This window comes from Exiguobacterium sp. USCH10 (genome assembly GCF_037619445.1).
In the GTDB taxonomy this organism is placed as follows: domain Bacteria; phylum Bacillota; class Bacilli; order Exiguobacteriales; family Exiguobacteriaceae; genus Exiguobacterium; species Exiguobacterium aestuarii_A.
On record NZ_JAQPZO010000011.1, the window covers coordinates 35232 to 48780 of the forward strand.

General features: G+C 34.0%; 13 protein-coding genes. 11 read left to right on the forward strand and 2 right to left on the reverse strand.

Annotated elements, in window-relative coordinates; translation table 11 throughout:
* Positions 1 to 17: 17 nt before the first annotated feature.
* The 11 genes from PQI28_RS13335 to PQI28_RS13385 all read left to right on the forward strand — a co-directional run bounded on the left by PQI28_RS13335 (position 18) and on the right by PQI28_RS13385 (position 12094).
* A complete protein-coding gene (locus PQI28_RS13335) occupies positions 18 to 653 on the forward strand; it encodes a sugar transferase (protein WP_339963587.1) in 636 nt (211 codons plus the stop codon).
* Positions 650 to 1906: a glycosyltransferase family 4 protein gene (locus PQI28_RS13340; protein ID WP_339963588.1), complete on the forward strand. Its 1257-nt coding sequence runs from the start codon at positions 650 to 652 to the stop codon at positions 1904 to 1906. The genes PQI28_RS13335 and PQI28_RS13340 overlap by 4 nt, the downstream gene beginning before the upstream one ends.
* Positions 1893 to 2915, forward strand: coding sequence for a polysaccharide biosynthesis protein (locus tag PQI28_RS13345; protein WP_339963589.1), 1023 nt, complete (start codon positions 1893 to 1895; stop codon positions 2913 to 2915). The genes PQI28_RS13340 and PQI28_RS13345 overlap by 14 nt, the downstream gene beginning before the upstream one ends.
* Positions 2912 to 4024, forward strand: coding sequence for a polysaccharide biosynthesis C-terminal domain-containing protein (locus tag PQI28_RS13350; RefSeq protein WP_339963590.1), 1113 nt, complete (start codon positions 2912 to 2914; stop codon positions 4022 to 4024). The genes PQI28_RS13345 and PQI28_RS13350 overlap by 4 nt, the downstream gene beginning before the upstream one ends.
* Before the next feature lie 7 nt (positions 4025 to 4031).
* A complete protein-coding gene (gene wecB, locus PQI28_RS13355) occupies positions 4032 to 5162 on the forward strand; it encodes a non-hydrolyzing UDP-N-acetylglucosamine 2-epimerase (protein ID WP_339963591.1) in 1131 nt (376 codons plus the stop codon).
* Positions 5155 to 6027: a glycosyltransferase family 2 protein gene (locus PQI28_RS13360; RefSeq protein ID WP_339963592.1), complete on the forward strand. Its 873-nt coding sequence runs from the start codon at positions 5155 to 5157 to the stop codon at positions 6025 to 6027. Before wecB ends, PQI28_RS13360 begins: the two co-directional genes overlap by 8 nt.
* A complete protein-coding gene (locus tag PQI28_RS13365; RefSeq protein ID WP_339963593.1) occupies positions 6024 to 7244 on the forward strand; it encodes a glycosyltransferase in 1221 nt (406 codons plus the stop codon). The genes PQI28_RS13360 and PQI28_RS13365 overlap by 4 nt, the downstream gene beginning before the upstream one ends.
* 29 nt (positions 7245 to 7273) lie before the next feature.
* Positions 7274 to 8584 (forward strand): hypothetical protein, encoded by a 1311-nt coding sequence (locus tag PQI28_RS13370; RefSeq protein WP_339963594.1) that lies wholly within the window; start codon positions 7274 to 7276, stop codon positions 8582 to 8584.
* Positions 8585 to 8615: 31 nt separating this feature from the next.
* A complete protein-coding gene (locus tag PQI28_RS13375) occupies positions 8616 to 9998 on the forward strand; it encodes a hypothetical protein (protein ID WP_339963595.1) in 1383 nt (460 codons plus the stop codon).
* Between the two features lies 1 nt (position 9999).
* Positions 10000 to 11169, forward strand: a complete 1170-nt coding sequence (locus tag PQI28_RS13380; RefSeq protein ID WP_339963596.1) for a nucleotide sugar dehydrogenase — start codon at positions 10000 to 10002, stop codon at positions 11167 to 11169.
* Between the two features lie 61 nt (positions 11170 to 11230).
* Positions 11231 to 12094, forward strand: coding sequence for an NAD-dependent epimerase/dehydratase family protein (locus PQI28_RS13385; protein WP_339963597.1), 864 nt, complete (start codon positions 11231 to 11233; stop codon positions 12092 to 12094).
* A gap of 52 nt (positions 12095 to 12146) precedes the next feature.
* Here the strand turns inward: PQI28_RS13385 and PQI28_RS13390 are convergent, their stop codons facing one another.
* Positions 12147 to 13067 carry a tyrosine-type recombinase/integrase gene (locus tag PQI28_RS13390; protein ID WP_339963598.1) on the reverse strand — a complete coding sequence of 307 codons (921 nt, stop codon included), beginning with the start codon at positions 13065 to 13067 and terminating at the stop codon, positions 12147 to 12149.
* A gap of 5 nt (positions 13068 to 13072) precedes the next feature.
* The gene (locus PQI28_RS13395; protein ID WP_339963599.1) at positions 13073 to 13525 is read right to left on the reverse strand and encodes a sigma factor; all 453 of its coding nucleotides are present in this window, start codon (positions 13523 to 13525) and stop codon (positions 13073 to 13075) included.
* Between the last annotated feature and the right edge of the window lie 24 nt (positions 13526 to 13549).

A 13549-nucleotide genomic window follows, 5' to 3' on the forward strand; every position in this document is an offset into this window, starting at 1 on the left:
CCTATGGAGAGTGAACAATGACATACATTGAACAAAAACGAAAAATAGATTTTACTTTAGCGTTAATTGGTTTAATTGTCTTATCGCCTTTATTTATCGGAATTATGGCTATGATTAAACTTGAATCAAAAGGACCAATCTTCTTTAAACAAAAGCGTGTTGGAATTCATCAATCTTACTTCAATATTTTAAAATTCCGTACGATGCGAATTGATACACCTAAAGATACACCAACGCATCTCCTTGCTGATCCAGATCAATACATCACGAAAATTGGTAAGTTCTTACGCAAAACAAGTCTGGATGAGTTACCACAAATCATCAATATTTTAAAAGGCGAGATGGCGATCATCGGACCACGTCCGGCGTTGTGGAATCAATATGATTTGGTTGAAGAACGAGAAAAATATCAAGCAAATAGCGTGCTTCCGGGATTGACAGGTTGGGCGCAAATCAACGGTCGCGATGAACTACCAATTGAATATAAAGCTCAATTAGACGGAGAGTACATTAAGAAAATGACATTTTGGATGGATGTCCGATGTTTTATCGGAACAATCTTTAGTGTAATGAAAAGTCATGGGGTCGTTGAAGGCGGGACAGGGATGATGAGTAAAGAAGTTGCTACTACAAAAGAGCAGAATCAAAAATGAAGAGGCATATTCTTGTTATTAGTCAATATTTCTTTCCTGAAACATTTAGAATAAATGATATTTGTAAGTCCTGGGTTGAGAAGGGATATAAAGTGACTGTAATTACAGGAATCCCAAATTATCCAGAAGGTAAATTTTATGAGGGTTACAGCATAACAAAAAAAAGAATTGAAAACTATCAGGGTGTTCAGATTATTCGATTACCAATATTTCCTCGTGGTCAATCGAAGATAGGGTTAGTTTTAAATTATTTATCATTTGTGGTCTCGGGATATATATGGTCATTGTTTTCAAAACTTAATCCAGATCATGTCTTTATTTTTGAGGTATCTCCGATGACTCAAGCATTACCAGGGGTTTGGTTTGCCAAACGAAAAAAGATTCCATGTTCGATTTACGTCCAGGATTTATGGCCAGAAAATGTAGAGATTGTTACTGGTATTAAATCGCAGAAAGTTCTTGGTTCTATTGGAAAGATGGTTGACTACATCTATTTAAATTGTAGTCGCATTTTTACTACTTCAAAAAGTTTTGTTAATGCCATTATTGATAGAGGTGTAGATCAGGATAAGGTGACATATTGGCCACAATATGCTGAAGACGTGCCATGTGAAGCAACGTATAAGAAAAAAACAAGTGATGAACTTTCAATTATATTTACAGGCAATATTGGAGAGGCACAAGGTCTGGGTCAATTGGTAACTCTAGCAAAAGCGTTGAAAAAATTAGAATTAGATCATAAAGTTCACTTTACTCTTGTTGGGGAAGGTAGATTTAAGCAAAATTTAATCAATCAAATTAACGAATGTGATGTTACTCATATGTTCACATTTTTAGGACGTGTTCCTTCAGAACAAGTACCAAAGATTTTACAGTCGCATGACGTAGCGTTATTATCACTTGCGCCGGATCCATTGTTTGATATGACAATTCCTGCAAAATTACAAACCTATCTGTCTGTCGGTATGCCTATTTTAGGACTTGTTAGTGGTGAGTCAAAATCAATTATTGAAGAAGCTAATGCGGGATTAATAGCTCCATTAAAAGATACGACTTTACAGTTGAAATGTATTCAAAAGTTATTAGAAACGAATGAGGAACAATTAAAAGTTTATCGGGATAATGCAAGTGATTATGCCCATCGTTTTTTTAATAAAGATAAGTTGATGCAGAAGATGGATGTGTATTTCGAAAAAATAGATTTTACAGAAATAGATACAAAACTGGAGGAGAAAAAATATGTTCGAAAATAAAACTTTATTGATTACGGGCGGTACAGGATCATTCGGAAACGCGGTAATGGAGCGTTTTTTGGAGACAGATATTAAAGAAATCCGTATTTTTTCACGTGATGAGAAAAAACAAGAAGATATGCGTAAGAAATATCATAGTGACAAATTGAAATTTTATATCGGTGATGTACGCGATCAAAATAGTGTGAAAAATGCAATGTATGGTGTAGATTACGTTTTTCACGCTGCTGCATTGAAGCAAGTACCATCGTGTGAGTTTTTCCCATTAGAAGCGGTAAAGACGAATGTACTCGGAACAGAAAATGTGTTGAATGCCGCAATTGAAGTAGGTGTCAAAAAAGTAATTTGTCTTTCGACTGATAAAGCAGCATACCCAATCAATGCAATGGGGATTTCAAAAGCAATGATGGAAAAAGTATTTGTTGCGAAGTCTAGAACGATTGATGCGACGCAAACTTTAATTTGCGGGACTCGCTATGGAAACGTTATGGCTTCTCGTGGCTCAGTCATTCCGCTATTTATTGAGCAAATTAAGAATGGTGAACCACTTACGGTAACTGATCCCAATATGACCCGTTTCTTAATGAGTTTAGAAGAAGCCGTAGAGCTTGTTGTGTTCGCGTTTAACAATGCAGCGGCGGGAGATATTATGGTTCAAAAATCTCCAGCATCAACTGTAGGAGATTTAGCGCTAGCTTTAAAAGAATTATTTGAAGCTGATAATGAAATCAAAGTAATTGGTACGCGTCACGGGGAGAAAGCTTTTGAAACTTTATTGACTCGAGAAGAGCATATTGTAGCGGAAGATTTAGGAGGGTTCTATAGAGTCCCTGCAGATACACGTGATCTAAACTATGATAAGTATTTCAGTGAAGGAGACGAACAGCTTACTCAAGAGACTGAATATAATTCAAACAATACAGAGCGTCTTTCAATTGAGGAGATTAAGCAGCGATTGTTGACATTGGATTACGTACGGAACGAACTCGAGAAGCGGATCAATGTATGAATATTTTAATTACGGGTTCAAATGGGTTTGTCGGTAAAAATTTAGTTGCTGAATTAAAGAATCAAGGCTATACGCACTTGATGCTTTGCAATCGTAACACTACAGAAGAAGAACTACTCTCGTATACACAGAAAGCTGATTTTGTATTTCACATAGCAGGTGTAAATCGACCTAAAGAGGATGCGGAGTTTAAGTCAGGGAACCAAGATTTCACAGAAAAACTAATAACATTTCTTTCAAAGCGTACTACTAAGCCGCCAATCATGTTTGCCTCTTCAACTCAGGCTGAATTATCTAATCCATATGGAGAAAGCAAACGTGAGGCAGAAAGAGCAGTTAGAACGTATGGGCAAGAAAATAACGTAGAAGTAATGATTTATCGGTTCCCGAATCTTTTTGGTAAATGGTGCAAACCGAATTACAATAGTGTAATCGCTACGTTTTGTCATAACATTTCTCATGATATTCCTATTCAGGTGAATGATGAATCGACAACGTTGAGCGTTGCCTATATAGACGATGTGATTGTGAGCTTGATTTCTATACTGAGTGTGAATAATCGAAACTCTGTGGAAGATTTCTACAATGTATCACCGACGTATGATCTAACACTTGGACGTTTGGTCGATTTGTTAACGTCTTTCAAAGAATCGAGGCACGATTTATCTATCGTCCAACAGGATGATGAATTGGTAAAGAAGTTATATAGTACTTATTTAAGTTATTTACCTGAGCGAGATTTTTCGTATGAATTGAAGATGCATAAGGATGAAAGAGGTTCATTTACGGAATTCATGCGCACTCCAGATCGAGGGCAGGTATCCGTCAATATTTCGAAACCAGGCATTACGAAAGGGAACCATTGGCATCACACGAAAAATGAAAAATTTCTTGTGGTCAGTGGACAGGGAGTCATTCGATTTAGAAAAATCGATTCAGCTGAAGTTGTTGAATATTTTGTAAGTGGAGAAAAGCTAGAGGTGGTTGATATTCCAGTGGGCTATACACACAATATCGAAAATTTAGGGAATCAAGATATGGTCACATTAATGTGGGTAAATGAACCATTTGATTCAAATCGACCAGATACATATTACTTGGAGGTTTAAGACATAAATGAAGAAGTTAAAAGTTATGACGATTGTAGGAACAAGACCAGAAATCATTCGTTTATCTGCGACAATTAATCGACTTGAAGAGTCAGAGGCAATTGAGCATGTGTTAGTTCATACAGGACAGAACTATGATTATGAATTAAATGAAGTATTTTTTGAAGATTTCAATTTAAGAAAACCTGATTACTTTTTAAATGCAGCGAATGGAACAGCTACGGAAACCATTGGTCATATTTTAATTGCGATTGACCCGATTTTAGAAAAAGAACAACCTGAAGCAGTATTGATTTTAGGAGATACAAATAGCTGTTTATGCGCTATTGCAGCGAAGAAACGGAAAATCCCAATTTTTCATATGGAAGCTGGAAATCGTTGTTTCGATCAACGTGTTCCTGAGGAAACGAATCGTAAAATTGTGGATCATATTGCAGATATCAACTTAACATATAGTAGCATTGCAAGAGAGTACTTATTAAGAGAAGGTTTACCAGCGGATCGTATTATTAAAACAGGAAGCCCTATGTATGAAGTTCTTGAATCAAAGCGAACGGAAATTGAAAATTCAGATGTATTATCACGACTAAATTTATCTAAAGACAAATATTTTTTAGTTTCTGCTCACAGAGAAGAAAATATAGGCTCAGAAAAAAACTTTATTAATTTAATGGAGTCATTAAATTCAATTGCAGAATTATATAATTTTCCAGTTGTCTTAAGTACGCATCCTCGTACTAGGAAAATGATAGACGAGAAACAAGTGAAATTTAATGAAAATATTCAATTACTAAAACCACTTGGATTTATTGACTATAATAACCTTCAAATTAATGCAAGGGCAGTTCTTAGTGATAGTGGAACAATCAGCGAAGAGTCTTCAATTTTACGACTCAAAGCTCTTAATATTCGAGAAGCTCATGAAAGACCTGAAGCTATGGAGGAAGGCACAGTGATGATGGCTGGAGTAGGAAAAGAACGAATTCTGCAAGGATTGAAAATCTTAGAAGCATCACATAAGCAGGAAATAAAGCTTGTAAATGATTATTCGAAAGAGAATGTATCTGAAAAGGTACTAAAAATAATTGTTTCATATACTGATTATATTAATAGTCAGGTTTGGAAGAAATATGTGTAATTCTAATATCAAAGTAAGTGTGATTATACCGTTTTATAATCATTTAGATTGGCTAAAAGAAGCTATATTATCCGTAATCGAACAGACGTATAAAAATATAGAGATAATAATAGTTAATGATGGATCTAAATACGATTTATCAGATATAAAATCTATGGATCATAGAATAGTAGTGTTAAATAAACTTAATGGAGGGCCTGCTTCAGCTAGAAATGTAGGATTAGAAAATGCGACTGGAGAATATGTTGCTTTTCTAGACTCTGATGATAAGTGGCTGCCTACTAAAGTACAAGTTCAATTAGATTATATGGTCCGTAAAAATTACAAGTGGTCCCATCATTCTTATAAAATGTTTAGGGAAAATGAAACCTTGGACTTTAAAGAGATTGTTCCGAAAAATTGTGAGGGAAATGTCTTACTTGCTACTTATCTTAGTTTTAAAGGACAAACCTCAAGTTTTATGATAGAAAATAAGTTTTTAAGGGAAAATGAAATATCTTTTCCTGAGAATAGAAGATATGGACAAGATATTGAATTCTTTAGGGGCATAGCTGTAAAAGAAAATTTAGGATTTCTAAATCAACCTTTAAGTAGATTTAGAATTCGAGGGAATAACGCAGGTTTTAGACCTGATGTTCAAATAAATTTCAGACATTTAAGTTGGTTAGAAATCCAATCTAATGAAAAATTAAAAAATGGCTTACCTAAAACAGCTATTTTTGCCTATAAGGTCAATGAACTAATTTATAAAAATATAAATATAAAATCTGATTCAAAAATGACATTACTATATTATTTCTTACCTTATATTATGTTTAAAATAGCAAATATACAATTTGAAATTCAAAAGCGAGGGCGAAAATGAAAATTATCTATTTTAATTTTGGAATGTCAGATACTCATTACAAAATTATTGAAGAAAATATATTGTTGAGACCCCAAAAAAATCCTCAGCGAATTTTTGATCGCGTAGTTTATGAAGGTATAAAAAGTAATGGAGTAGATGTATTATCATTGTCTTTACCACCTGTTCCTGCATATCCTAAATCAAAAAAAATCTTTATTAATTTAAATAAACTTAGGCAGTTTAACGATGAAAAGAATGTAAATTATATTCCTGTAGTAAATATTCCGATTATTAAACAATTATGTGTTTTTGTGTATGCTTTAATAGTTATTAATATACAAAAAAATAATAAGGATTTGAAAATTTTAATCAACTGGCCGTACTTACCTTTTGTCAGTGCTGCAATTTTAATGAAGAAAATTTTAAAAATAGATATAATCCAAATTATTCCGGATTTTCCGAGTGATTATTTCTCTTATAAAAAAAATAAGAATATAATTGAAAAAATATATTCGCTCTCAAGTCGTATAACAATGGGGATAATAGGAAAATTTGATGCTTTTGTATTTTTAACAAAGTATATGAAAGAGATAATAACTGTAGATAATTCAAAGTATTGTATTGTTGAAGGAATGATAAATCCTAATACAAACTTCTCAGAAAGTGTTTACTCTAAAAAAAATATAGATAAGAAGATTAGATTTATGTATGCTGGTTCATTAAATAAAAAGGTAGGAATACTAGATTTCATAGAAGCATTTAAAATTGCTGCAGGTGACAATCATAATATAGAGCTTTATATATACGGCACAGGTGATTCTGAAGAGAGTATTAAAAATATTGTGTCGAACTCTAATAATATCAATTTCGGCGGATTGTTAAGTAGATCGGAAGTGTTGAAAAAACAAACTGAAGTAAGCTTTTTAGTAAATCCTAGACCTGTTAAAGAAGAGTATACTAAATATTCATTTCCTTCTAAAACTTTAGAAAATATGTTGTCTGGAACACCATTAATTACAACTAGACTCAGTGGTATCCCAAATGATTATAATGATTATTTAATCTATTTTGAAAATGATTCTATAGAAGGAATGGTGAATACATTAAAAAGAGCAATTGAAATGAAAAATGATTATAGAGTGACTTTTGGAAAGAAATCACGCGAATGGGTTAAAGTAAATAAAAATCCAAAAAAACAGACTCAAAAAATTATTGAGATGTTAAAAAAAATATAATTTCACGTGAAGTGGAGTGTTTTATTATTTTGAATAAAAGAAAAACTTTAATATTGTCCCCCATATTGATTGTGAATATATATATATTATTCACATTACTTGTTTATTTATTGGGTCCCTGGAATTTTTCGGATAATTATAAATATTTTACATCAATATTTATACTAGTATATTTAACCGCATTAAATTTTGGCTTTCTTACAGGAATATATAGTGTAAATACTACTAAACAAAGCAAAAATATTATTACTGAAAAATTCTTGATAAATTGGTTAAAGTATATTTTGGTTGCAAGTATATTGTTTAATGTAGTTTATATTATTAGAAATACCGGCGGTAATTTTATTTCTTTCATGTATATGTACGAACAAGCGTTCTCTGGAATTGTTAATCCAGGAGAACAATATTTTAATAAATTCTCAAATACTTCTATATCCTCAATCGGAGGAGGAGTATTTCCTAAAATTTATGTTATTCTTTCGCCTTTATTTTGGGCTAGTACACCGGTTTCGATATTATATTGGAATCGACTTAAACTTACTACTAAATTACTAGTGGTTCTCGCGATTATTATTGAGATTATTAAATGGATTTCAATTGGCACTAACAAAGGATTAATAGATTTGGTAATCATTTTTGTAACTGTCATTTTAACAATTTATATCAAGAAGGCATTTGATAGTAAATTAGACTTTCGAAAAATCTCTTCTAGAATTATGATTTTGATATTTTTTGGAGTTTTAGCATTAGTTTACTTTAATAGCGCAATCGGTTCACGGATTGGGATGAACTATAATGCTTTGTTGTATGATGTACCTATTAATGAAAGTAGTCTATTTTTTAAGTTTCTTCCTGAAAGTTGGCACTTTTTTATTATTGCTATTTCTGCATATTTAACACAAGGGTATTATGCTATTTCGATGAGTTTTCAATTTTCATTTGATTCGACATTAGGTATGGGGTCCTCTCTTTTCCTTTATGAAAATTTAAAGGGGATTATTGGAGAGAAGATTTGGGAGAACTCCTACGTTTACAAATTATCGGAGATAGGATGGGATCAGCAAGTCAATTGGCATAGTTTATATCTATGGTTAGCAAATGATTGGTCATATTTTGGGGTAATTCCGATTATGTTTTTACTTGGACTTTGTTTTTCGATTGTATGGAAAGAATTTTTATCAAATAAAAATTTAATTTCTTTGATTCTTCTTCCTTTGTACGTAATGATTTTTATATATTCTCCCGCAAATAATCAAGTAATGCAGACTCCTAACTTATTTGTTTCATTTTGGATGTGGAATTTTGTTTTCCTATTTTCCAAATTAAAAAAACAAAAATGATATAAGACTCAATGAAAAAGGTAATTTTTAAATGAAAAATTATATTTATGTATTTCTTTCAAACTCATCTGGATTGCTGATTAGTATTTTTACATTCACAATATTGCCTCAAACACTTACTGTAACAGAATATGGATACTGGCAAATGTATTATCTTTATGCTTCGTTTCTTGGACTATTTACATTTGGAATTACAGATGGTTTTCATTTAAAGTATTCTGGATCAACGAGAAAATCATTAAATAAAAAAAGTGTAAAATCTACACTTTTACTGGTTGTTGCCTTAAATACTTTTGGGGGCATGTTTATATTTTTTCTTTCGTTCCTATTTGGTTCTTCAAGTTATGAAACAACAATCATTAGGTTTTTGAGTTTCACATTAGTTTTTTTTAATTCATATGGTTTTTTTCTTCATTTGTCTCAAGTAACTTCTCAATTTAAAGAGTATTCATTACTACTAATGTTAGATAAACTACTATTTTTAATTGGTATATTTATACTTTATATTAGTGAACAATTACATGTTAGTAACGTAATTGCTCTATTTTTAGGTATAAAAATTATTTTATCATTAAAAAGTTTTATAACAAACATTTCATATTTCTCAAAGAATATTAAGTTAGAATTAATTAATATTTTTGAGAGTTTTCAGTTAATTAAGAGTGGCATTATACTAATGTTGCTTTTATTAATTTCAAATTTACTGATTAATTATCCGAGAGTGATTTTTTCTTATAAAGAAGATATTAAAAGTTTTGCTTTGTTATCATTCGCCTTTTCATTAATTCTAGTTATAGTTCAAGTTTTGTCTTCAGCGTCAGTTATTTTCTTTCAATCAATTTCTAAAGTGAGTGATAGCTTAACTCATAAGTATCTGGATATGACCTCAAGACTTATTTCATCCTTATTTCCTGTTTTAGTGTTTTTTTATATGATAATTAAGTTCTTAATACCTATTTTTTTCTTAAAATACATTGAAATAATGGAATATTTATATTTGATATTTCCAATAATTTTAATCCAAATAAGATATAATCTATTAATTCTTAACTGTTATAAAAAAGAAGGAGCACTTAAAGAAATATTATTCAATAGCTTAATTCATCTTATTCTTGGATTTTCTTTAATATTTCTTGTTTCTCAAAATATTAAAGTGTCACTTTTTATTTATATTATTCTACATTTGAGCAATTCTATATTTCTTAATGAAAGATTAAGAAATAAATTTAAATATCAGATCCATTATTCATGGAAAGAATTCGTATATATTTTGTTGTTTATAATCTTTAATTCGTCATATTTTAATCATTTAGTTATTGTTTTGAATATTTTGTTAATAACTACTTATATTTTTATTAACTACAGTTTATATAAATCATTAATCATCTATAATTATAAAAAGGTGAGTGAGTAAAATGTATAATGTTACAATAGTGGGGACTGGTTACGTAGGTTTATCGATGTCAATATTACTTGCTCAACATAACAAAGTAATTGCTTTAGACATACTAGAAGATAAAGTTAATATGATTAATTCAAGAAAATCTCCAATCGTCGATGCGGACATTGAGAACTATTTACAAAATAAACAATTAAGTCTAGTCGCAACTACCGATAATTTGACTGCTTTTAAAGATGCGGAATACGTTGTCATCGCAACACCGACAGATTATGATCCAGAGCGTAATTATTTCAATACCCGTACCGTGGAAAGTGTAATTGCGACTGTTCTTGCAATTAATCCGGAAGCCATCATGGTCATTAAATCAACTGTTCCTGTAGGTTATACGGAGGAAGTCAAAGCGAAGTTTGATACTGAAAACATCATCTTCTCTCCAGAGTTCTTGCGTGAAGGTCAAGCGTTACATGACAATCTCTATCCCTCACGTATTGTGGTTGGTGAGCAGTCAGAGCGTGCTGAAGTCTTTGCAAACTTATTAAAAGACGCTGCAATTAAAAAAGATATTGAAGTACTGTTAACTGACTCGACTGAAGCGGAAGCGATTAAGTTATTCTCGAACACTTATTTGGCGATGCGCGTTGCATTCTTTAATGAATTGGATACTTATGCTGAAGTTCGAGGTTTGAATTCGAAACAAATTATCGAGGGCGTTGGTCTTGATCCACGAATTGGTTCTCACTACAATAATCCTTCGTTTGGTTATGGTGGGTATTGTTTACCGAAAGATACGAAGCAACTTCTTGCTAACTACGAAGATGTGCCAAACAACATCATTAGTGCAATTGTTGATGCAAACCGTACACGTAAAGATTTTGTGGCAGAATCAATTTTGAAACAAAATCCAAAACGTGTTGGAGTCTATCGTTTGACGATGAAAACAGATTCGGACAATTTCCGTGCATCTTCAATCCAAGGGATTATGAAGCGTATTAAGGCGAAAGGAGTCGAAGTTGTCGTATATGAACCTGTTTTAAAAGAGGACACATTCTACAACTCACCCGTCATTAATGATTTCGAAAAGTTCAAGGAGACGGCTGACATCATTGTTACGAATCGACTTCATCCGGAACTTGAAGACGTGGTAGAGAAAGTGTATACACGAGACTTATATAGTCGAGATTGATAACAAGACGGCATAGGAGAATATCTTATGCTGTTTTTGTTTATAAGGAGGAGAGCGTATATTGAAAAAAGTACTGATTACAGGTGCGAATAGTTACGTTGGAAATTCGTTTAGAAAATGGGTTATTGAAAACTATTCTTCGGAAATTCAGGTAGATGCAGTGGGAACAAGGAACGGAGAATGGGAGCAACGCTCATTTGAAGAATACGACACCTTACTACATGTTGCAGGAATTGCCCATGTTTCGACAGATCAAAGTATGGAAGACCTTTATTATCAAGTGAATACCGATTTAACAGAAACGATTGCAAAAAAGGCTAAAGACGAAGGTGTTCACCAATTTGTGTTTATGAGCAGCATGATTGTATACGGAGATGCCTCTAATGCACAAATGATTACTCAGGATACAGCGCCAAATCCGACAAACTTTTATGGAAACAGTAAACTTCAGGCGGAGAAAAAGCTTGCGCTTCTCGAGGATGATAAATTCATAGTGGCCAACATTCGACCACCTATGATTTATGGGAAGGGATCTAAAGGAAATTATGTGAAGCTTGCACAGTTGGCGAGAAAAATTCCGTTCTTTCCAAGTTATCAAAATCAGCGAAGTATGATTCATATCGATAATCTATGTGAGTTTTTGGCATTAGTTATCCTTCATGGAGACAGGGGAACATTCCATCCGCAAAACAATGAGTATGTATGTACGTCTGTTTTAGTATCAACTATCGGTAAAGTTCATGATCACCGTGTTCGAGAAATAAGCATTTTCAATCCGTTTATTAAACCTTTGGTCAATCGTAGTATGACTCTCAATAAACTGTTTGGTGATTTCGCATATGCTAAAGAGTTGTCAGTATATCCGCATAAATATAATGTAAGGGATTTTGAAGAGAGCATTGCGTTAACGGAGCAAACAAAATAATAATGTGAGGGCAGCTACTGAAACTGCCCTACACATTTATTCATTTAAAAGATTACTTCTGCTTCTTCACATATTTACTCACCTCCCGATTCTTCGCATTCAACACTTCAATCGTTTCTTGATTTTGTTCTTTCGAGATGTGCAAGTACAACTCGGTCGTCTCGGTCGAAGCATGACCGAGTAATCGACTGATCTTTGTGACTTTGACATCGGCGTTATAGAGCTCCGTTGCGAAGCTGTGACGGAGGACGTGGCTCGTGATTCCGAATCCGAGTTGCTCCTCTGATACTTCTAGGAGATATTCATTCACATAGTTTCCACGGACTTTTCTGCCGCTTGGCATGATGAACAAGTATCGCGAGTCCTTGTCTGATTTTGGCCGCTCGACCTGAATATAGCGCTCCAACGATTTTCGGATACGTTCGGTCATCGGCACTTCCCGCATTTTATTCCCCTTCCCATGTCGAATGATGATGTCGTTCGACTCAAACGATACATCCTCGAGTTTTAAATCTAACGTCTCACTGATTCGGAAACCGGCATCGCAGCCAATTAAAAAGATGTTATACAATGTCGCATTGTGCGCATGATGCAGCAGTTGATTGACTTGTTCCCGACTTAAAATGATGGATTGCCGTTTTGCTTCGGCACCGGGTACGTTGACGAATACGAACGGATTAAGTGAAATCCATCCTCGTTTGACCGAGTAGGACATAAACGACTTGAGTACACTCACATATTTTTTAATCGTGTTGGACGCAAGCTCTTCATCTACTAGTTTGTCTCGATAAGGGAACGCGTGGTCAGTTTCATCCACGTCCTTCAGATACACCACATTCGACTGCTGCATCATCTGCTCGAATCGACGTAACGTGTTTCGATACGTCTTCACCGTCTCAGGGGAGCGTTGTTGCCGCATCTCTACATCTTCCAAGTAACGCGTGATCGCTTCTTTGATTTGAATCGGTTCCATGTTGTTCACTCCTTCGAATACAACTCTTCTCGCAACTCACGTTGAACGTCCGCCTTATACGCGCGCAATCGGCTTGCGGAGTAGTCGAGCGTCTGTTCTGTGCCGTCAATCAGGTGACAGAGAAGTTCGAAGTGGCGTGGGGTTAGGTTCTTTCGTTGTTCGTCGAGCCAGTCAAACAGATGACGCTCGGATGTCATGCATTGCTCAGGGAGCCGTTCGGCTGCGACCTCATGTTTCAAGTGCCGTGCGTTCTTTTGCTGATGGTTCAGAATCGCCCCGCGTATGCGCTGGAAGCAGTACGTCTTCGATAGCGTACACCCCCGGTTCAAGGCTTCCCATAAGGCGATGCGGGCAATTTGGACACAGTCGTCCTGCTCGTTCGGGTGGATGTTCAAGTGGCGGATGACGTAATGGATCATCGGCTCCCATTCTGTAATTTGTTCGTCAATGGTTTTCATCGTCGATTCTTTTCCGAGCGCTCT

Excerpts from the sequence above, each read along its gene's own strand:
- PQI28_RS13335 (WP_339963587.1), top strand. The coding sequence starts at position 18 with ATGACATACATTGAACAAAAACGAAAAATAGATTTTACTTTAGCGTTA.
- PQI28_RS13340 (WP_339963588.1), top strand. The coding sequence starts at position 650 with ATGAAGAGGCATATTCTTGTTATTAGTCAATATTTCTTTCCTGAAACA.
- PQI28_RS13345 (WP_339963589.1), top strand. The coding sequence starts at position 1,893 with ATGTTCGAAAATAAAACTTTATTGATTACGGGCGGTACAGGATCATTC.
- PQI28_RS13350 (WP_339963590.1), top strand. The coding sequence starts at position 2,912 with ATGAATATTTTAATTACGGGTTCAAATGGGTTTGTCGGTAAAAATTTA.
- wecB (WP_339963591.1), top strand. The coding sequence starts at position 4,032 with ATGAAGAAGTTAAAAGTTATGACGATTGTAGGAACAAGACCAGAAATC.
- PQI28_RS13360 (WP_339963592.1), top strand. The coding sequence starts at position 5,155 with ATGTGTAATTCTAATATCAAAGTAAGTGTGATTATACCGTTTTATAAT.
- PQI28_RS13365 (WP_339963593.1), top strand. The coding sequence starts at position 6,024 with ATGAAAATTATCTATTTTAATTTTGGAATGTCAGATACTCATTACAAA.
- PQI28_RS13375 (WP_339963595.1), top strand. The coding sequence starts at position 8,616 with ATGAAAAATTATATTTATGTATTTCTTTCAAACTCATCTGGATTGCTG.
- PQI28_RS13380 (WP_339963596.1), top strand. The coding sequence starts at position 10,000 with ATGTATAATGTTACAATAGTGGGGACTGGTTACGTAGGTTTATCGATG.
- PQI28_RS13390 (WP_339963598.1), bottom strand. The coding sequence starts at position 13,067 with ATGGAACCGATTCAAATCAAAGAAGCGATCACGCGTTACTTGGAAGAT.
- PQI28_RS13395 (WP_339963599.1), bottom strand. The coding sequence starts at position 13,525 with ATGAAAACCATTGACGAACAAATTACAGAATGGGAGCCGATGATCCAT.